The following is a 20,668-nucleotide window of genomic DNA, read 5'->3' as shown; positions in this document are numbered from 1 at the left end:
CTGTCATGCCACGTCATCTCTCACTGCGTTCGAGATGACGGCTTGCCTGTGAGTAAGGACACAGTAGCACAATCAAGCTGATTGATTGGATGGACGTTCAAACTGCAGTGACTTAAGCTCCTCCTCAATATCCACTGCATAAGATTCCTGAGATTTACTGGAATGAAATAGCGTATTACGCCAGTCAACCTTCTTAATCATCGTTTTCAATTCATCCTGTGTATTGGATCTCAGCATTTCTGGAATTACGGATTTAGTATATTTACTTGCAAAATACCAGATGGAGTTATTCTTTAGCAGCTCTCGCGGATTATTCTCTCCGGCTTCAACATCCGGATTAAACTCTCGGTTAGGTAGTGCTTCCGGGCTTTGAATACCATATTTATCTCTTTTATGGTAGGCCCAGGCTCGCAAATCCTGGGCTTCGCCCTGTTTGCTGGTCCTTAGAATCTGTCTTGCGTCCTCATTGTTAGCAATATATTGCTTAATCTGCTTGGGGGAGCTTGTCAAATGCATGAACTCAGGCGGCAAACGATAGAAAATAACACTGGTTCCTTTTACGTTCTCTTCTTTGATGAAGTACTTGTCTTTTAATACTTCTTTAGTGAACGATGGGTATCGGCAGACCAGGGATAAATTTTTCAGAGCATAATAACGGCATCCTGTGGCAGCCGACTGCTGAGCGGTTTGAGATTTCAGAAGTACAACGTCTTCACCCGATATGGAATATTTTCCACTATTCAGTAAATCCAGAATAAACTGTTGTAAATTCCAGGTGGCCAGAGAGTCGACCACATTAATATATAGAACCCCATCGATTTTTTCTAAAGCAATCAGGCAACGATGTCCGCCATCATCATGATAAATGTGGCAGCGGTCTTTATCAGACGCAAAAAATTTCTCAGCAAATTGTACCAGTTCAATCGCATCGCAATCACCGCTGATGAAATAGATAGATAAATCCTTATGGTCCTGGTAGCGTGATCTGATTTTATTTCCCTTAGCATTCAGCATCAATGCTAAACCTTTTATGGAAAGATCATCATTTTCATCAAAGACTGAATCGTTTGAAATGTTCCAATTGAAAATATCGAGCAACTGAGAATCATAGGTTGAATACAAAAAGGAGCAAAGCTCGGTTAATTGAAGTTTTTCAGCCGTGTCGAAGGCTGTTTGGTTCTCCTCATTCTTGTAGATATGGGGAAGATACCATCCGCTGTTAACCAGCATTTTGGCAATGTCTATTTGAGAATGCAGAATGGCAATTAATATGAAATTATTCTTTTTACTATCCCTAAGGTATCGTGTTTCAGGAAAGTGAGTGAGAAAATAATGGACATCATCCTGATTGCCAGATGTTATGGCATCCGTAATTGCCTGAAGAAAATATTCATTTTGCAAAAAGCCTTTCTGATCTTTCCATTTCTCCAGCCGATGAAGAAATTGTATCAAAGACTCAAGCTTTTCAGGGGCCCTGGCTTCATACTTTCCTAATTCACAAAAAGCAATGAGCTGGTCTAAATTGATTTCGGAGCGTTCCGCCAAATATCGAGCGATATTGCTGCTTTCAAACTGAATACAGAATGTGATTAGTTCCTGACTGAACACGGAAAGCCAGGCTTTTTCAATCTGAGGGTATAATCTGAAAAATGAGAGTAACTCTTCCAGGTTATCCTCTTCAAATAATTGACGAAAATCTTGAGGACTCATAATGGCTAGGCAAAGTCTTAAGTTAGTCTATTTTAAACGACCATGCTTAAGCCAATATTAGCAAGTTAAATTTCAGCAATTATCTGAAATGTCTTGGCAATCGATCTATTTAAACCTATTATTAATTTTTACCCTAAATGTGAGTTTTTTTCTCTATCTTCACTTTTTTCTATTAATCAGTATGTTATTGTAAAAAAAGGATTTTATTTTGAACAAGAAAAAAATACTGGAACTTATTCACAGCAAAAAAAATTATAAGAAAATCTCAATCGCCCTAATCAATGGATTGTCGAAAAATCCTGAGCTGATGGCATTAACTTATAATAGCAGTACGTCACGCGCAACCAACTTATCTCTCTTTCAATGCCTGCTTGAAAATAATAAAGAAGATATATTTTTTGAGCTACTTAAAAATCAAAGCTTTTGGCCATTACTATTTCGAGAGGATAGTGAAGGGCAAAGTGTTCTCCATTATCTTGTGAAAACTGAAAAAGACAATTCAACTTTATTGGCAAATATTCTTGAAATTCGTCCTGGTCTAATCAATCGCTTAACCAAAAACGGCGATACTGCGCTGCATATTGCAGTAAAAAGCGGCCGAATTTGGGCGATTAATGCCTTGGTTAAGCAGGAAAAAAATGATGTATTGGTAAGAAATGAGCAGGGTGAGTCTGCTTTCAGCCTGGCCGACAATAATCGAGCCGTATTGAATGCACTGGTGAGCAAGGATTTGGAGCGGTTAAGATCATTAAGTCTCGTTTCCTGTGATACGTCTTCAACAAAAAAATCGGAAATCAGAAAGACCTTCCCTCGTTTTTGTCATTTACCCTCTGGAAACACAACTTCTATCATGGATGAGCTTGAAAATGACAGAAGATATACCTGGGAAGAGGCGCTCCAATTGATGAGAGGAGATTCTTTTCAATCTAAGGAATATGAGTCTCTGGATGATTTTTCCCGCACATTTCTTGAATTGCTTAAGAATTTTAATGAAAACAGCACATCAACAGCCTATTTAAAGCAACTATCTGATTTTATTAAAAAAACAAGGCTATTATCCTATGAAGATAGCCAACTGGAAGCGACTATTTTTAAAAATAGCAAAAGCAAGGAAGTACTGGCTGAACTATTGCAGGTTCTTCAACCAGTTGTTCAGGAGGAATCAAAAAAACTCTATGAAAAGCACTTCAGGTTAGTGGAAAATTATCTTCAGTTAATCTTAATTGAAGGCTTTAATCAGAACTATGTAAAGAATACTCCGCCTTCATTTGAAGCCCTGGACTCTAATAAGGCTAAGTTACTTGAAGCGCTCTGGAGTATGACGGAGATGTCGAGTATCAATTTTGAAAATGGTCACTTTCCTATTGAATTGCTGAATCGGCAGATTTTAGGCTTACAGCAGGAGTACAGTTTTGAAGAAATTCTAAATGGTTTGTATCTTCTTTTTCCAAAATTAGACAGAAGACAAAAACTGCTTTCACACTATTTCAATTGGCAGCTTCTTTATTATAACGGAGCTATTGGCAACATTTCCAATGAGGCTTCTTTTCAGAATCAGTTGAGTTTATTCGGCAAGCGCAGTCTATATTATACGCAAGGCCTGGATGAGTTAGGGCTTCCTTTAAGTAAATTATTTGACGAGCTCGTTAACCTTCACAGTTCACCCTTCTTCAGGAACTATCGGCAACTGATCGATTGGATCAATCATCCAAAAATTTCGCAGCGATGCAGTTTTGATGCCCTGGTAGATAGCGCATTACAAAAGAAACCTGGAGAGCGTAGTGCTGAAGTGGAATTAATTGCCGATGAGCTGCGCATGCTTACCCGCGGTTTCTACAGGAACGTTTCACTGGAAGAGTTCAGGCATAATAATTGGTCTAAGGCTGATCAATCAGATAAAGCCAGGACAATTCTTCAATGTACCGATAATTTTAATAAATTAAATAATTATTTTGTACATAAAATTCTCAGTCAGACTTCTAAAAACGTAGCTAATGTCTTGCAACTGCTTTTACAATTAGCCCAGGCGCTTTGTAATTTCAGGGGAGAAAGTGAAGCTGATTTGAACCATCTCATGTTAATAGCGAGTGTCTTGAATTCTCATCGCATCCTTCGGCTTAATAAATATTTTAAAAAACTGACGCCAGCTGATCGTGAAGTCTATAATCAGCTTGATGAGCTGGTCAGCAATCAGGAAAATTTTAAATGGTTGCGCCGTGCGGCAAATTCATTTGATAGCTCACTGCCCTTTATTCCTGGGATTCTGGGGGATATTACTAAAGCCTCTGAAGGGAATTCCAGGTTGATTTCCAAATCAGAACAGGTGGGCGGCACTATTCTCAATCTCTATGAAAGAAAATGTAAAAACCAGTTTCAAGCCGATTGTTTTCGTACGGATATACGTGAATTTTTAGCTGAGTATACTTTTTATAATGAGGATGAGCAGTCCTTAGCTTCTTATGTGTTATATCCCAGGAATGTATTTCTGGATTTAAGCCAGATTAATTTTTCCAACGTAACCTCAATATTGCAGCGATTCAACCAGGATTTTCTGGATCAGAATCTGCTGCCAAAAATCAAGGTAGGGGATAAACTGGATTTGCCTAAACTCTGTTTACCAAAGTTATTATCGGTTTTTCATAACTGGCTGAAATCCATGACTCAGTTGTCGGAACCCCAGTACCTTTTCTTACAGAGTACGCTGACCTCTTTGAGTGAAAGTGTAGCCCGTGCAATAAAAATTAATAATGAGATTTATGTAAAAAAGATGGGTTTTCCCTATATTGAAGAGCATTGCTACAAACAAAGACTTCAATCATTTTTTTTATATATTGAACGAATAAAGACGCAGCCAGCGAATAGAGAAAATGCGGATAGTCCAAGAACAGCAATAGGGAAACTTAAAGCACAGCTGCTTTTCTTTGGCTCTTCACGAGCGATGCCAGGTGAAGGAGAATCCAAACCAGCTAAACGAGTTCAATCTCTAAATTCATCAGAGAGCAGTTCCTCTTTATGGAAAGAGCCCCGGCGAAAAAGCACGCCCCCGTCACTGGAATGCGGTTCTGTCGGCATCAGCCTCGATGGGGGTTTGGCGAGTCTTACGCCTATTGAGGAAAATATTATTCAGATGGCTAGCGATACATTTTCTCTCTGAATAAAGATTTTGTTGCTGTAGGAGTCAGCCCTCTCCCTAGCCCTCTCCCGGAGGGAGAGGGGATTTTCTTTAAAAAAATTTCACTTAAAATCCTCTCTCCCTCTGGAGAGAGTTAGAGAGAGGGTTTAAATGCTTCGCTCGAGAAAACAAAAAGCTTAATGCTGACTGGTTACCCTTAATATCTCGGCGAGTGAGGTGTCGCCAGCCAGCACTCGTTTGAAACCATCTCCGCGAATTGTGGGAACAGCGGGCCTTAAATATTTTTCAATGGTCTGCAGGCTGTCGTTACGGTGAATCATTCCTTGTAAAGTCTCATCAATAGGGATGAGTTCATAAATACCGCTTCGTCCACGATAGCCCAGAAAATTGCATTCCTCACAACCTTTGGGTTCACATACTTTTGATGTATCTATATCAGGAGTAAGTCCCATGAGTTCTCTTTCATCAGGTCGTAAATGATGAGGGGTTTTGCAATGAGGACATAGTCTTCTGACCAAGCGCTGCGCAATTAATCCGACGAGGCTGGAGGAAAGCAGGAAAGATTCCACACCCATATCATTCAAACGGGTTAAAGCCCCAAGCGCACTGTTGGTGTGTAAGGTTGAAAGTACCAGGTGTCCGGTAAGGCTTGCCTGTACCGCAATTTCAGCAGTTTCCAGGTCGCGAATCTCTCCAATCATCACCACATCCGGATCCTGTCTTAAAATGGCGCGTAAGCCCTTTGCGAAAGTCATCTGCACTTTGGTATTAACCTGCGTCTGGCCAATTCCTGGTAAATCATACTCAATGGGATCTTCAATGGTGAGAATATTACGGCTTACTTCATTTAATTCGGTGAGCATTGCATAAAGGCTGGTTGTTTTACCTGAGCCAGTTGGACCGGTCACCAGAATAATACCATGCGGTTGTGCAATCATTCCTCGCATGATTTTAAGAATATAATCGGGCATTCCTAATAAGCTAAGGTCGAGCTGTGCGGCCTGCTTGTCGAGAATACGAAGTACAATGCGTTCACCGTGGTTAGAGGGAAGGGTAGATACGCGTACATCAATGTTATGCCCGCCGATTCGTAAGGCGATGCGGCCATCCTGGGGAATTCGTTTTTCGGCAATATCAAGCTTGGCCATAACTTTGACCCTTGATATAACCAGCGGGGCGATTGCACGCTGAATTTCCAAAACCTCATGCAAGACACCATCAATTCGATTACGGACTAACACTCGGCTTTCATAGGTCTCAATATGAATATCAGAGGCTTTTTGTTTGATAGCCTGAGTGAACAAGGCATTAATTAATCGAATAACCGGTGCATCATCCTGATTTTCAAGCAAGTCTTCACTCATCGGCAATTGATCCGCCAGCAGGGATAAATCCATATCCTCTTCCATCCCTTCTGCGGCATCGAGAACTGAGGAGCGTGATTCATAATAATGTGCCAGATGCTGTTGGAACTCGGTATCCGAGACTTCCTTTAATTCGAGACGGCATTGTAATGAGCGCTGTAATTCAGCCAGAGCTGAAAAAGAGGGTTGTGGCAAATGATAAACCAGGGCGACCCCTTGCTCATTAGGGGGTGTAGCTACGATACCATTATTTTTGGCAAACCCGTAAGGAATTTGCCTGGGTTTATCCTGTGTTTCCATCATTATTTAGTCGGCATGGGAGTGATAACTACTTGCTTAATGGCACGGTTAAATGGTTTTGGCAATTCAGCTCCACTCAAAGCAGGTAAAACAATCTCATCGTCACTTTGGTGGAAACTTTCCTGCTGACGTAATGAATCAAGCTGATATTCTCTCAGATCATTGTATTTGCCACCAGTTACCGAAAATGAGTCTCTTGGGTTTCTTAAAATTATAGGACGAATAAATACCATTAACACCCGTTTTTCACGATTACGGATATTATGTTGAAAAAGCCTTCCCACACCGGGAATGTCCCCAATAATAGGTAGTTTATTATCATCATTTGCCAGACTATCCTGGGTTAGTCCTCCCAATACCACGATATCGCCGCTTTCAACATGGACTGCGGTCACAATACTGCTGATTTTGAACGTTGGATTATCAGTATTTAAGGTGGTTGATGGATCCAGCGTATCATTGCCCTGATCAATCTGTAACTGAATGCCCTGGCCGCGAGTGATCTGGGGACGAACGTATAAATGCAAGGCGACATTGACCCTGTCAAAGGTAACATAGGGGCTTGCTGTGGTGGTACCGCCGGCATTGTTCGGATAAGTGGTTGACGCGACAGAAACCTGTTTACCCACCAGAATTTTTGCCTGGCGATTGTCGAGAACCACAACGGAAGGCGTGGATAAAATATTGGCCTTCCTTGCCCGGGCCAGCGCATAAATCTGTGCCTGAAAATCATCGATACTGGTCTTACTATTGATAATGGCGAATCCAGGAGAAAAACTGGCTGGATTACCTGTCTGGCGATCAGTACCCCATTCAATGCCAAGGCTATTGATGTCGCTTTCATCCACTTCTGCGACCAATGCCTCAATCAGCAACTGAGCGGGTTTGATATCCAGTTGATTGATTACTGCCTTTAAAGTCCGAATCAGACTGACAGGAGCGTTCAGAATAATCGAGTTGGTGTTTGGTTCTGCAATAATCTGAACGGTTGGCTTTGTGCTGCCTTCATTTTGCGTGGTACTTCCAGTGGTGTTTGGCGTCGCTGCCGGATTGCCAGATTGGCCCCCCTGGCCGAAGGGATTATTACCGCTGCTGCTATTACTGGAGGAACTGGATGAGCTGTTATTGGATACAAGGCTGGAAGCGGGGTTAGTGCTGTCAAGCTCAGGGCGTGTGATCGTACCAATTGTTGTGCCGACATTCCCGCTGAAATTGGCCTGGGCAATACCTGCCAATATAGGAACCAGATCTTCAGCTCGTAAATAATTCAGATAAATTACCTGGGTGTTACTGTTAGTACCATTAGGATGTTGTCTGTCTAACCGGGAAATTAAAAGACGGAGCCGAATCCGCTCTGTTTTATTGCCGCTGATCAAAATCGCATTGCTTCGATCATCTGCTGCAAGCATCGTTTGCGAATGTACTGTTGAACCGGGCTGAGTTTTCATCAGATCTTTTAAGGTGGCCACCACGTCCATAGCCAGCGCAAAATGCAAGGGAACGATATCTATTCCATTACTAGTCGAACTATCAACTTGCTTAATAATCGAGGCCAGTTTACGGATATTGCTTGCGCGGCCTGAAAGAATCAGCATGTTGGAAGGCGCATAGGCGGAAACACTGCTCCATTGCGGCATCAGCGGGCGCAATACCGGCACCAGTTGTTCGGAGGGAACATACTTCACCGGGATCACTTCAACCAGCATATCGTCGCCGCGAGGGGGAGATTTTAAATCATATTCGTAATCAGGAGAGATCGTTTTGGCGTCAATATTGGGAACAATTTTAATAACATCGCCCGAAGGGATAGCGGCATAACCGGAAACCTGCAACATGGAAAGAAAGACCTGATAGAGCTCCTTATCAGACATGGGTGTGCTGGCGACAATCGATATTTTACCCTGGACCCGCGGATCGATGATAAAGTTTTTGCCGGTTACGCGTGAGACTTCAGCAATCACCGCTCGAATATCGGCACCTCGCAGGTTCCACAATTTTTTTGTGGAATCAGCAGAAGGGGCAGTGCCTGAATTAGTTGTTTTAGAATTTGAGGCAATTGGAGTGCTGGCTGATTTGGGGGTGTCGTTGCCCAATAATTTCTGAAGTTCTTTAGCCTGTTCGAGATTTTTAATCGGCCCCATTTTGACCACAAACAGTTTTCTGTTTGTCTGATAATCAATGGTTAATGGCTGCTTAAAAAGGGCAGACAATTTAAGCTTAAGCTGTAAGGCACTGCTTTCTTTGGGAAAAGCGCCAGCTTCCAGCACATAAGCTTTCTCACCATCGATAGTTATTGTTTTAAGACCAACCTCTGCACAAAAAGCAGTGAATGTTAGAAACAATAAAGAAATTACTAACGCACCTGTTCGCATTCAACAACCATTAAATCCATGTTGCCCACATCATAGCGAAAAAAGAACGGCGACAATAGACTTTTTGTGAATTAAATACCTTTAAAACAGGTGCTTTCAGGAGCTTAAGTTATAATAAGCTGCATGTGGAAGATCCTTCCAGATGCTCGCGGGCCTCTTCGTTGGGGAGTAATTGATTTAACTCATCTTCAATCCGATGCCAGAGCTGATTTGACTGCTCTTTAAGATCCAAAGAAATGATGCTGTCAATTTGTTTATTCTCAGGAACGTTGTCTTTGTCTCGCTGGGTAACCAGAATTATTTTCTTTCCGTTGCAGATCCTTCACTGCGTTCAGGATGACGTTGAGACGATTTGATTGAATTAAATCAAATTTATCCACAATCTTGGGAGTTACGCTTTAATTTGAATTTAACAGAATGGTTCGTCAATGTTAAGGATGATGTGTCGTAACAAGTGATATGGTGGCTATGGGTGGACTCGAACCACCGACCTCAGCATTATGAGTGCCGCGCTCTAACCGGCTGAGCTACATAGCCACGAAGGTCGCCATTTTGTCTTGGATTGGCTATTCTGTCAAGTGGTAAAAATACTTTTTTTGCGGCATCAAGAAATTCTGTGTATGTCAGTTTGTTTGAGAGTGTTTATAAACTGTGTCATTACTCACCGTCAACTCGAACGCAGTGAGAGATCTCCCAAATCTAGGTTTGTGCCAGCATTTCGGAGATCTCTCACTGCGTTCGAGATGACATGGCATGACACAGTTTGATGAAGACTCTCGTTTGTTTGGAGAACAATTATATCAGCTCAGCTTTGTTTTTTTTATGCAGCAATGCCGCGCGGAAACGGCTAGTTGCAAGAGCTTGATAACTCGGTGACTGCCTCAAGGGACTCTGCAATTACACGCAGGTTGGGCTTTGGCCAACCTGCAGTGATTCTTTAACTTAGTATTTAAATAATCAGAATGTACAATGCCCCTGGGCCACGTAAAACTTGTACCAGAAGTTGTTGCTTTTTCTGCATGGCAATGTTTTGCAGGGTTTTAACATTAGGCGTCGGTTGCTTATTTGCACTAATGATAATATCGCCAGGGCGTAATCCTGCTCTCCATCCGGCACTGTTCTCCGAGGCGCCAGTAACCTGAATACCCACCACATTACCATGAAGGGGAGAGTCCTGCTCATAATTGCGAAGAGCAAGTCCATAAAGGAATGGGTTATTGGCCTGTAATTTTTGCTCATGTTTTTTGATGTCTGTGACTACAGCGGTAAGCGTAATATCCTTTCCGTCGCGGCGTACAGTCATTTTGGCTTCACTACCTACCCTCAGCAGGCTAATGGTGGTTTTAACCTGAGTGGCCTGGGTAATTTTAGTATTATTGATTTGGGTAATCACATCACCAGGCTTAAGACCAGCTTTTTCAGCTGGAGAGTCTTCATTGACCTGTGCAACCAATGCACCCTGAAAATCTTCAGAGTATCCCATTGCCTGTGCCAGTTCAGGAGTCAGATGCTGTACAAATATTCCCATCAGACCGCGATGAATAGAACCGAACTGCATGATTTGCTGAACGACGTCTTTAGCCATATTGACCGGAATGGCAAAGCCTATTCCCACGTTACCGCCATATGGAGACAGAATGGCTGTGTTAATACCAATGAGCTCACCCTTCGCATTGACCAGTGCACCGCCTGAGTTGCCTGGATTGATGGCAGCATCTGTCTGAATGAAGTTTTCGATGCCTTCAATATTCAGATCACTGCGTTTCATGGCGCTAACGATACCAAAGGTTGCGGTCTGGCTGTTTCCAAAACTGTTTAATCCGAATGGATTTCCAATTGCAACGACAAAATCACCAACTTCAACTTTATCGGAATCACCAATAGGCAAGGTTTTCAGATTTTTAGCATCAATCTTCAACACGGCAAGATCAGTATCCGCATCGCCGCCAATTAGTTTGGCCTTAAGACGTCTGCCGTCGTTCAAGGTGACCGTAATAAGATTGGCATTACGAATTACATGGTCGTTGGTAATAATAATTCCGTGTTCAGGATCAACGATGACGCCGGAACCAATGCTTTGAAATTTTTTAGGCTTGGGAGGAGTGCCTTGCTGGGTTTCCTGATTGTTATCTTCATCTTCTTCATCTTCAGTTGGGCCTGCCGGTGGAAGAATGCCCTGAACTGCGACATTCACAATGGCTGGCATCGCATTTTTAAGAACGGGAGCCAGACTCGGCATCGGAGCTTCCTGTTCTGCTGCCAGGGCGGAGGAGGAGAGAAGAGCCAGTAAGATACCGCTCCCCAATAAACGCAAATGACGAAACATAATTTTTTTCCTGTTATTAAAACCTGTTACTAAATAAACCACACAAGAGTGGCCATTCTACCTGTTTGTGCTGCACGGCGGTAGGAATAAAATTCATTTTTTTGCTCAAATGTACAGACATTGGACTGAGCGATCTGAGCCACATGATGATGAGCAAGAATTTTTTCAGCGATTGCAGACAGATTCGCCCGCCATTTGGAATCATCAGCCAAAAAGCAATCATGAACAAATGGGTATTGTGTGCGAAAGCAATCATATACTTCTGGGCCGGTCTGATAGCAGGATTGACAAATCGCAGGTCCGACCCAGGCAATGAGATCCTGAGGCTTGCTGGTCATTTTGGCCAGGGTGTTTTCAATAATACCATTGGCCAATCCGCGCCACCCTGCATGAATAGCCGCCACTTCATCTCCCTGGGTATTTGAGAGTATGATGGGTAAACAATCGGCAGTCATAATCGCCAACACGCGCTGATTAGAGCGAGTGATGGCGGCATCAGCCTGTCGATTATTATCTTGCTCTACAATAACGCAATCCGTACTGTGTGTCTGTTCAAGCCATTCAGGTTCTGCAGGCAATTTGAGTGAGTCCATCAGAGAAGCTCGATTGGCCTGCACATGTTCCGGATTATCTCCGACATGTTGTCCCAGATTGTTTTTATCAAAGGGATGCTGACTGAAACCTTGTAAACGAGTAGTTGTCACTGCTCTGACATTCGCTGCTGCGTTCCAATTGGCCTGCAAATAAGTCATTTATTTTCCTTGTATTGATCCAGTGCACTCAGCAAAGTAGCGAAATCTTCAGGTAGTGGGGCGCTGAAACTCACCATCTCATCAGAATGCGGATGTTCAAAACTTAAAGTGTAAGCATGGAGTGCCTGCCGTTTGAATTGCTGCAACAATTTAATCAGGCTTTCATCGGCCTCGGCGGGTACGCGGGTTCGCCCTCCATACAACTGATCACCAAACACCGGATGCTTGATATGAGCCATATGCACGCGGATCTGATGCGTTCTTCCAGTTAATAACTGTACTTCAAGCAGGGTAAAGTATTGGTATTGTTTTTTGATTGAATAATGGGTAACTGCCTCTCTGCCTTGTGCACAAACTGCCATTTTCAGCCTGTTTGATGGATGCCTGCCAAAACAGGTGGCTATTTCGCCTCCGGAGATTAAATGCCCCTGAACCAGAGTCAGATAATGGCGGTGAATTTCTCGTTCCTGCATTTGTCTTGTCAATTGAGTATGGACAGTCAGTGTTTTGGCGATAACCAGTAAACCGGTGGTGTCCTTGTCAAGGCGGTGTATTAAACCCGCACGTGGTAATGCGGATAATTGCGGGAGATGATGCAAAAGGGCATTCACCAGGGTGTGCTCCCAATTCCCTGCCCCGGGGTGAACAACAAGACCTGCGGGCTTATTAATCACCAGCAGATAGTCATCTTCATAAACAATATCGAGTGGAATGTCTTCGGCCTCGGCAACTCCGGTTTTATTTTCTGTTAACTGGTCAAGATTCAGTTGTATGAGACTTCCATGATTTACTTTGTCTTTAGGTTTAAGAGTTCGACTATCAACAGTAATTTTTCCCTGTTTTAACCATTGGCTGAGCTGGGAGCGAGAATAGTCAGGGAGCATTCTGGCGAGAACCACATCAATGCGTTCCCCGTGGAGTTCACGGGGAATCATTAATTCTTTTGTATCAACGTCAATCATTAAGTGCCAGTTCCTCATCTTTAATTAAACGGCCACGCAGGGAGTTTGGTAAGGATTCAGTGATGCTGACTGATCTAAACTGACCAATTAATGATGCAGGGCCATCAAAGTTGACCACGCGATTGCATTCGGTTCGTCCAGCGAGTTGCTCTTTATTTTTCTTGGAAGTTCCTGTGATCAATATTCTCTGAGTGCTTCCCACCATCGCTTTACTATAATTTGAGGCATTAGTCAGCAGGCGATTCTGCAATATCTGCAAACGCTGCTTTTTAACCTCCATCGGTGTTTCATCAGGTAAATTGGCAGCGGGAGTACCTGGCCTGGCGCTGTATATAAAGCTAAACGAAGTATCGAAGCCGATTTCATGAACCAAATCCATTGTATCCTGGAAGTCTTTATCGGTTTCTCCGGGAAATCCAACGATTATGTCGGTGGATAAACGAATATCAGGTCTGACTTTACGTAATTTGCGGATTCTTGATTTAAACTCAAGTGCAGTATATCCGCGCTTCATCATACTTAAAATGCGATCAGAGCCGCTCTGTACGGGTAGATGCAGATGGTTGGCAAGTTCCGGAACTTCGGCATAGGCATTAATTAAATTATCTGAAAATGCCAGTGGATGCGAGGTGGTAAAGCGGATACGTCCGATTCCATCAATTGCAGCCAGATAATGAATCAAAAGAGCCAGATCAGCTATCTCTCCGGAATTCATCTTACCACGGTAATCATTAACATTCTGACCCAGAAGATTGATTTCCCTCACTCCCTGAGCCGCTAATTGATAGCATTCAACTAATACATCATCAAAGGGCCGGCTGATTTCTTCACCACGGGTGTAGGGAACTACGCAGTAGCTGCAATATTTACTGCATCCTTCCATAATTGATACAAATGCGACTGGTCCCTCTGCTCGTGGAGCTGGTAAATGATCAAATTTTTCAATTTCAGGAAAACTGATGTCAACCACTGGTTTTTTTGATTTAAGACGTTCTTCAATCAGATCGGGCAGGCGATGAAGTGTTTGCGGACCAAATACAAGATCCACGAAAGGTGCCCGTTTGATAATATCGGCTCCTTCCTGACTGGCCACACAACCGCCTACACCAATAATCACATCGGGATTTTGTGCTTTAAATTCCCGCCACTGGCCTAACTGGGAGAACACTTTTTCCTGCGCTTTTTCACGGATTGAGCAAGTATTTAATAAAATAACATCTGCTTCTTCCACCTGCTCGGTTTTGTGTAAACCATGCGATTGCAACAAGACTTCTGCCATTTTTGAGGAATCATACTCGTTCATCTGGCAGCCATTGGTTTTAATATATAATTTTTTAGACATAGCTTCTTCAACTTCTCATTCAATAGATTTCAAAAGTGCATTATTGAACATTATTACAATAAGTCTCTTTTATCCTGGGCAATATAAGCAGGGAAACCAGTATGCCAATTGGCAAAATGGCCAAAGCAATGTGGTAGGCTTCCAAGGGATAGACGCGAACTTTATCAATGATTTCGCCTTGCCACAACCAATCCAGTATAAAACCGATTAAAGGTTGGGCAATGGCGATCCCTACCATATTCATCATATTCATAAAACTCAGACTGGTAGCGACATAGCGGCGGCTGCAGATTTCTTTGGCAACCGCAAAAGCGGGTAGAAAACCTGAGGAGAATACTCCGAATAAAAACAAAAGGAATTGAGTAGCCAGTTTGGACTCAATTGGGGCATATAAAAATAACAAGGAAGTAATCAACGCCCCGATGCTGCCGATGTAGAGTGAAGGTTTTCTTCTGCCGATTCGGTTGGAAAAAATTCCCCATAAAGGACTTGCGATAGCCCAGCCTACGAAAACCAGTGAGATAAGATTGGCGGCAACTGCTTTGCTGATACCCATTTTGAACATAAGATAGGGAACGCCCCATAATCCGCAAAATACCGGGGTTGCCATATACATAAGGCCGCCATAAAGGGCGACAAGCCAGAGTTGTTTGTTTTTGATAATAGCGAGCAGACTGGAAACTAAAGGTTCTTCGTCAGAATGATGTTCGTGGTGGATAGCACCATCCGATGGAGCATCTTTTGCGATTAGCAGTATTAGAATTGCCAGTACAATACCAATACAGCCCAGTATAGTCATGCTATGGCGCCAGCCCGCATAATCAATGAATATCGCAAGAGGTGTTTCACCCCCAATGGCACCTAACATCCCAATGGTCACCATCATTCCAGTCAGAAGAGCGAAACGATTTGCTGGAAACCAGTTGGCGGCAAGCTTCATCGCGCCCACCGCAGCAAATGCTGAGCCAAAGCCAATCATCAGGCGCGCGAAACAGGCAGCAAAGAAATTTTCAGTCATCCCGAAACCAATTGTACTTAATGCGCAAATCAGTGTGGCTATTGTTAGCAGTCGCTGCGGACCGAAGTAATCCATCAGAACGCCGCCGGGTAATTGCATGATGGCATAGGAATAAAAATAAATACCGGACATAATACCGAGTGTCTGACTGGTAACCGCGAAGTCACGCATGAGTTCATTACTCATTACGCCAGGTGAGACCTGTAATACCCATTCATAAAAATAGAAGAGACAACCCAGTCCCCACACTATCCAGGGTTTTAAAAAAGATAAGCGGCTCTTTTGAGTAGCAGGTAAATGCTCGTTGCCGTAGACCATTAAGTGTTATGCTCCCTGAAATAGTTAGACAAACGATATTTCCCAAAGAATATTACAACAGGCTATTTTAACCCAAATTGTTGCTGGCTGTTAAGAGAAAATTAAAATCTTATCAGCTTGCACAGGAATTGTCTATTGAGGCGCTTGTCCATGGTGGGGGGATTCATGCGATCTACCAGATAATTATGAATTTTCAATTGAGCCTGGACGGATTTGAGCGTTATAATAAGCTGTTTATTGCCTTATTTTCATAACAAGCCTGTTCCCACATCCCCTGGAGAAGTGAATGGTTGAGCTCTTATCGAGGATACAATTCGGATTTAGCATTGGTTTTCATATATTATTTCCTACCTTAAATCTGGGATTAGCCGTATTCCTGGTTATAATGGAGTCTGCATGGCTTAAAACTGGAAACCCGCTTTATCTTAGAATTTGTAAGTTCTGGACCAAAATTTTTGCTTTAACCTTTGGGATGGGGGTTGTTTCCGGGATTGTACTTGCCTATCAGATAGGAACTAATTTCGGACCCTTCATTGCTCAATTTGGCAATGTTCTGGGAGCTTTATTTGCTTATGAAACCCTGACTGCTTTCTTTCTTGAAGCAGGATTTCTTGGCGTTATGCTCTTTGGCTGGAATAGGGTTTCGCCAGTCTTTCATTTTATCGCTACCTTGCTGGTTACTGTGGGTACAACAATTTCTGCGTTCTGGATTATGTCCGCAAACTCATGGATGCAGACGCCGACAGGTTATGAGCTTATCGCTGGGAAATATGTGGTTTCCAGTTGGCTGGAAGTGGTATTCAATCCTTCTTTTTTACCGCGTATGATCCACATGCTTCTTGCTTCCTATGCGACTACCTGCTTCGTAGTGGCTGCGGTAGCTAGTTATCATTTGATCAAGGGGATTCATTACCAGGCCGCGACTACCTGTCTATCTTTTGCTATGTGGGCAGCCTTAATCGTTGTTCCAGTACAGATTTTTGTCGGGGATGTCGTGGGTCTGGTCGTTCGAGAGCATCAGCCATTAAAGACCGCTGCAATGGAGGGCGTGTGGGAGACACAAAAAGCGGCCCCGCTTGTATTATTCGCCTGGCCGTCGCAACAAGAGCAGAAAAATTATTATTCAGTGGAAATTCCAGGATTGGCCAGTTTAATCAACACTCACCATTGGGATGGTGAACTGCTTGGGCTTAAGTCGGTTCCACCTGCCGATCAACCGCGTGTCGCGCCTGTTTTCTTTTCATTCCGTGCGATGGTGGGAATAGGGCTGCTAATGTTACTGACTGCCCTTGCCGCTCTGTATTTGCGTTTCAGAGGTAAACTGTATCATGCTTCCTGGTTCCATCGATGGTGTTTGCTGATCTCGCCATTGGGCTTCATCGCCAGTATTAGTGGATGGTTAACGGCAGAGATCGGCCGTCAGCCCTGGGTCGTGTATAACCTCCTGAGGACTCAAAACGCTGTATCCGCGATTGGTAAAGAGGAAGTTGCCATTTCATTTAGTTTACTCGTGCTCGTTTATGGCATCGTCTTTGGTTTTTATCTGACTTACCTATTCAAAACCATACGACTCGGTCCCCATGCGCTTAATGCCGACAAACCCGAACATCATTCCTTCCAGTATATGACCGACAAACCAGGAGAGAACGAATAATGCTGCCTTTTCTATTTGCGGTGATTTTAGGTTTCATCATTATAATGTACGTCATTTTAGATGGCTTTGATCTGGGCATAGGCATTTTATTCCCATTTACCCAGAGTGAAGCAGAGCGCGATAAAATGATGAATTCTGTAGCACCGGTTTGGGATGGAAACGAAACCTGGCTGGTTTTCGGCGGCGCTGTGCTTTATGGCGCTTTTCCCATTGCATATGGTCTCTTGTTGCCCATTTTATATATGCCTTTAATGCTGATGTTACTGGCATTAATATTCCGGGGAGTAAGTTTTGAATTCAGGTTTAAAGCCGATCGTTCTAAACCGCTATGGAACTGGTTGTTTACAATCAGCTCAATTTCTGCAGCATTTTTTCAGGGAGTCATTTTAGGTTCATTTGTGCGCGGTTTTCCAATCAATGAAGCAGCGATGACCATTAGCGAAACGGACTGGCTTACTCCCTTTAGTTTACTAACAGGTATTGCCTTAATTTGTGGTTATGGGCTTCTGGGAGCTACCTGGCTAATCATTAAAAGCGAAGGGCATCTGCAGCGAAAAATGATTCATTTTGCCAGAGGTTTTCTGATAATGGTTAGCTTCTTTCTTGTTATTGTCAGTATATGGACACCTTTACATAGCAGTGAAATATTTGAGCGCTGGTATAGTTTTCCCAATTTTATTCTGCTGTTGCCTTTGCCCGGGATCACAGCACTTATGATCTGGATGACATGGCGCAGTCTTAATCTTAAGCAGGAATGGAGGCCGTTTATCTGTAGTGTGATAATTTTTTTATGTGCCTACACGGGAATCGGCATTAGCGTATTTCCTTACCTGATCCCGCATCAGGTTACTATATGGGAAGCAGCGGCACCGACTTCAACCCTGCTCTTTATTTTGGTAGGTGTAGTGATTATGTTACCCATTCTGATAGCATACACTGCATACGCCTATCATGTATTTCGAGGGAAATCGACACAGGAAGGCTATCACTGACTGTCTCGTATGAAGGCTTGCGTTCATTAGCGATTAATTGTCTAATTATTCATAACATTAACGCTAAACTGTGATATTCTTAGTTCGCGCAGTATTTATACACGGTTAAGCAGTGGTGCCTTATTCGGAAATCGCTTAATAATCGATATTCATTTCTATATGGTTAGCATGTTCGAGGCTTGTGTTTATGCATGATGGTTCGGTTTTTTATACTATTTTCCTAATCTTTGCAGGAGCTGCTGTCTTCTCGACTTTGGTGCTTTACACCAGGCAATCGCTTTTAGTAGCCTACATATTATTAGGCGCAGTTCTGGGGCCCTGGGGGTTAAAGCTTGTAAGTGATGTCAGCACTGTTCAGCAGGTTGGCGATATGGGCATAGTGTTTCTGCTTTTTTTGCTTGGCCTTCACCTGCAGCCGCAAAATCTGGTTCACATGCTTAAAAAGATTACCTGGATTGCACTGGTGAGTTCCATCTTTTTTGCTCTGGTTTCCTATCTGATTGGCCGCTGGTTTGGATTAAGCAGTATGGAGTCTGCGGTTCTGGGCGCAGCAATGATGTTTTCGAGTACGATTATCGGTCTGAAACTTTTACCCACAACCATTCTGCATCACCAACATACCGGTGAGGTAATGATTAGTATCCTGCTTATGCAGGACGTCATTGCGATTATCGTTCTGATCCTGATTAATGGTGCACAGCAGGGCGGCGGGTACTCCGTTGATGATTTGGTTCTGGTGGGTGTCGCATTGCCAGCGCTAACCCTCTTTGCTTTTGCGGTAGAGCGCTATATTCTCGTTAAGTTACTGGCCCGATTTGATAGAACCCAGGAATATGTGTTCCTGTTATCCATTGGCTGGTGTCTGGGGATGTCAGTACTTGCTCAGGAAGTTGGACTTTCTGAAGATATTGGCGCTTTTGTGGCTGGAGTTGCTCTGGCATCAAGTCCTATTTCACTTTACATTGCGGAAAGTCTGAAACCCCTTCGTGACTTCTTCCTGGTTATGTTCTTCTTCTCGATTGGTGCGACCTTTAATTTCGGGTTTGCAGCACAAGTGATTATTCCCGCTTTGCTGCTCTCTATTCTGATGTTAATTTTAAAACCTGTATTATTTAACTTTCTTTTGTTTAAGGCAGGTGAAAAGAAAAGCGTTGCCAAAGAGGTGGGGTTGCGTTTAGGACAGGCAAGCGAATTTTCTCTGTTAGTAGGCAGTATTGCATTTAGTACCAAACTAATTTCGGAAGTGGCGACCAATTTAATCCAGGCAACCACAATTTTGACCTTTATCGTTTCTTCCTATTTAGTAGTATTAAAATATCCAACGCCGATAGCGTTGTCTGACAAGATGCGTAAGGACTAATATGAAACTGTTGATTATTGTACTTTCATTACTCAGTGAGCGTTATTTGATTCATTCGTTGTCACAGCATCGCTTTAATTGGTTTAGCGCTTATTTTCAGCGTATAGCAGGCATGCTACCCAAGAGTGAAATTTTACAAAATTCTTATTTTCTTTTGGCTCTCGTTGTTTTGCCTCCGGTTTTACTGCTTTGGTTGCTCTTGTGCTTAATTGGCCCCTGGTTCTTTGGTTTTATCGGATTATTACTGAATCTTTTTATTTTTTATTATTGCATTGGTCCTGAAAATCCTTTTTATCCTGTTAACTCCGACCCTGCACACTCTGATGGAGACAAAACAGCGGGTCATTATTTCTACCTGGTGAATAGTCAATTATTCGCGGTTATCTTCTGGTATATTGTGGCTGGTCCATTGGGACTTTTATTCTACAGATTATTAACACTATCAGTGAAATATCAGCCCATTGCTCATCCGGCAGCGTTAATAGTTAGCCTATTGGACTGGGTAACGGCAAGGGTTACTGTCATGTTATATCTACTGGTTGGAAATTTTCAGCGTGGATTTATCTTTTACAGAGAACGATTCCTGAGTGCTCCAGATACAAATGAACAATTTCTCAGTGAGGGTGGAATTTTTGCTGCAAAACTTCATGATGGAGACACCGTGAGCCTAACTAATGCTCAGACTCTGGTAGAGCATGCGCTGGTTGTATTTTTAGTGCTGATTGCTTTCTTTACTCTGGTTGCCTGGCTATAAAGAGATCGCTTTTTCGTCAGGTAATTAAAGTTACTGAATATCAACCCAATTATGGAAAGTGAGTAATTTTATGAAACAGGTAGTTTTTGTATTAATGACATGTTTGTTATTCTTTGTTAGCGCATGCTCTGAGCATCGAGTAATCAGAGAAACCAATATTGAATTTGAGAATTGCTCTCAGGGTTGTGAAATTAAACAAGAAAAATGCCAGGGAAGCTGCAGAAATAATTGTGTGCAATGTTCTGCTCATGCGAACCAGACGAGCAAACTCAGTTATCGTCAGTATCAGCGAGAACAGGTTATCCGGGGGG

13 protein-coding genes and 1 tRNA gene are annotated in these 20,668 nt (G+C 42.9%); 5 read left to right on the top strand and 9 right to left on the bottom strand.

Translation table 11 applies throughout. The annotated features are described in order from the left end of the window. Window positions 1-72 precede the first annotated feature (72 nt). Window positions 73-1,710 carry a hypothetical protein gene (locus tag B1207_RS03475; protein ID WP_112218610.1) on the bottom strand — a complete coding sequence of 546 codons (1,638 nt, stop codon included), beginning with the start codon at window positions 1,708-1,710 and terminating at the stop codon, window positions 73-75. Window positions 1,711-1,918: 208 nt separating this feature from the next. Between B1207_RS03475 and B1207_RS03470 the strand changes: the two genes are divergently transcribed. Then, window positions 1,919-4,864 carry a RasGEF domain-containing protein gene (locus B1207_RS03470; RefSeq protein WP_112218609.1) on the top strand — a complete coding sequence of 982 codons (2,946 nt, stop codon included), beginning with the start codon at window positions 1,919-1,921 and terminating at the stop codon, window positions 4,862-4,864. A gap of 155 nt (window positions 4,865-5,019) precedes the next feature. Here the strand turns inward: B1207_RS03470 and lspE are convergent, their stop codons facing one another. The 8 genes from lspE to B1207_RS03430 all read right to left on the bottom strand — a co-directional run bounded on the left by lspE (window position 5,020) and on the right by B1207_RS03430 (window position 15,597). Then, window positions 5,020-6,507, bottom strand: a complete 1,488-nt coding sequence (gene lspE, locus B1207_RS03465) for a GspE family T2SS ATPase variant LspE (RefSeq protein WP_112218667.1) — start codon at window positions 6,505-6,507, stop codon at window positions 5,020-5,022. A gap of 2 nt (window positions 6,508-6,509) precedes the next feature. Then, window positions 6,510-8,879, bottom strand: a complete 2,370-nt coding sequence (gene lspD / locus B1207_RS03460; RefSeq protein ID WP_112218608.1) for a GspD family T2SS secretin variant LspD — start codon at window positions 8,877-8,879, stop codon at window positions 6,510-6,512. A gap of 460 nt (window positions 8,880-9,339) precedes the next feature. Next, window positions 9,340-9,416, bottom strand: a tRNA-Met gene (locus tag B1207_RS03455). A 412-nt stretch (window positions 9,417-9,828) separates the two neighbouring features. Beyond that, complete coding sequence (locus tag B1207_RS03450) at window positions 9,829-11,118, bottom strand: Do family serine endopeptidase (RefSeq protein WP_437178496.1); 1,290 nt, start codon at window positions 11,116-11,118, stop codon at window positions 9,829-9,831. Window positions 11,119-11,234: 116 nt separating this feature from the next. Beyond that, complete coding sequence (gene pgeF, locus B1207_RS03445) at window positions 11,235-11,957, bottom strand: peptidoglycan editing factor PgeF (protein WP_112218606.1); 723 nt, start codon at window positions 11,955-11,957, stop codon at window positions 11,235-11,237. Continuing rightward, window positions 11,954-12,919 carry a 23S rRNA pseudouridine(1911/1915/1917) synthase RluD gene (rluD, locus tag B1207_RS03440; protein ID WP_112218605.1) on the bottom strand — a complete coding sequence of 322 codons (966 nt, stop codon included), beginning with the start codon at window positions 12,917-12,919 and terminating at the stop codon, window positions 11,954-11,956. Before rluD ends, pgeF begins: the two co-directional genes overlap by 4 nt. Further along, window positions 12,912-14,261 (bottom strand): tRNA (N6-isopentenyl adenosine(37)-C2)-methylthiotransferase MiaB, encoded by a 1,350-nt coding sequence (gene miaB, locus B1207_RS03435; RefSeq protein ID WP_112218604.1) that lies wholly within the window; start codon window positions 14,259-14,261, stop codon window positions 12,912-12,914. Before miaB ends, rluD begins: the two co-directional genes overlap by 8 nt. Before the next feature lie 40 nt (window positions 14,262-14,301). Then, window positions 14,302-15,597, bottom strand: a complete 1,296-nt coding sequence (locus B1207_RS03430; RefSeq protein WP_112218603.1) for an MFS transporter — start codon at window positions 15,595-15,597, stop codon at window positions 14,302-14,304. A 286-nt stretch (window positions 15,598-15,883) separates the two neighbouring features. Here B1207_RS03430 and B1207_RS03425 point away from each other — a divergent pair, with 286 nt between their 5' ends. From B1207_RS03425 to B1207_RS03410, 4 genes are all read left to right on the top strand, one after another. Beyond that, window positions 15,884-17,251 carry a cytochrome ubiquinol oxidase subunit I gene (locus tag B1207_RS03425; RefSeq protein ID WP_112218602.1) on the top strand — a complete coding sequence of 456 codons (1,368 nt, stop codon included), beginning with the start codon at window positions 15,884-15,886 and terminating at the stop codon, window positions 17,249-17,251. Next, complete coding sequence (gene cydB, locus B1207_RS03420; protein ID WP_112218601.1) at window positions 17,251-18,243, top strand: cytochrome d ubiquinol oxidase subunit II; 993 nt, start codon at window positions 17,251-17,253, stop codon at window positions 18,241-18,243. The genes B1207_RS03425 and cydB overlap by 1 nt, the downstream gene beginning before the upstream one ends. Window positions 18,244-18,430: 187 nt before the next feature. After that, entirely contained in the window at window positions 18,431-19,603 is a 1,173-nt protein-coding gene (locus B1207_RS03415) for a cation:proton antiporter (RefSeq protein ID WP_112218600.1), read from the top strand. 1 nt (window position 19,604) lies between these two features. Continuing rightward, window positions 19,605-20,357: a hypothetical protein gene (locus tag B1207_RS03410; protein WP_112218599.1), complete on the top strand. Its 753-nt coding sequence runs from the start codon at window positions 19,605-19,607 to the stop codon at window positions 20,355-20,357. Window positions 20,358-20,668 lie beyond the last annotated feature (311 nt).

The sequence above is a fragment of the Legionella quinlivanii genome, assembly GCF_003265995.1.
Taxonomy (GTDB): domain Bacteria; phylum Pseudomonadota; class Gammaproteobacteria; order Legionellales; family Legionellaceae; genus Legionella_C; species Legionella_C quinlivanii_A.
Note: the sequence above shows the minus strand (reverse complement) of the source record. Positions and strands in the feature narration are given on the sequence as shown.

Coding starts and splice junctions, on each gene's coding strand:
- B1207_RS03475 (WP_112218610.1), bottom strand. CDS start 1,710: ATGAGTCCTCAAGATTTTCGTCAATTATTTGAAGAGGATAACCTGGAA.
- lspE (WP_112218667.1), bottom strand. CDS start 6,507: ATGGAAACACAGGATAAACCCAGGCAAATTCCTTACGGGTTTGCCAAA.
- lspD (WP_112218608.1), bottom strand. CDS start 8,879: ATGCGAACAGGTGCGTTAGTAATTTCTTTATTGTTTCTAACATTCACT.
- B1207_RS03450 (WP_437178496.1), bottom strand. CDS start 11,118: ATGCCGAGTCTGGCTCCCGTTCTTAAAAATGCGATGCCAGCCATTGTG.
- pgeF (WP_112218606.1), bottom strand. CDS start 11,957: ATGACTTATTTGCAGGCCAATTGGAACGCAGCAGCGAATGTCAGAGCA.
- rluD (WP_112218605.1), bottom strand. CDS start 12,919: ATGATTGACGTTGATACAAAAGAATTAATGATTCCCCGTGAACTCCAC.
- miaB (WP_112218604.1), bottom strand. CDS start 14,261: ATGTCTAAAAAATTATATATTAAAACCAATGGCTGCCAGATGAACGAG.
- B1207_RS03430 (WP_112218603.1), bottom strand. CDS start 15,597: ATGGTCTACGGCAACGAGCATTTACCTGCTACTCAAAAGAGCCGCTTA.
- B1207_RS03425 (WP_112218602.1), top strand. CDS start 15,884: ATGGTTGAGCTCTTATCGAGGATACAATTCGGATTTAGCATTGGTTTT.
- cydB (WP_112218601.1), top strand. CDS start 17,251: ATGCTGCCTTTTCTATTTGCGGTGATTTTAGGTTTCATCATTATAATG.
- B1207_RS03415 (WP_112218600.1), top strand. CDS start 18,431: ATGCATGATGGTTCGGTTTTTTATACTATTTTCCTAATCTTTGCAGGA.
- B1207_RS03410 (WP_112218599.1), top strand. CDS start 19,605: ATGAAACTGTTGATTATTGTACTTTCATTACTCAGTGAGCGTTATTTG.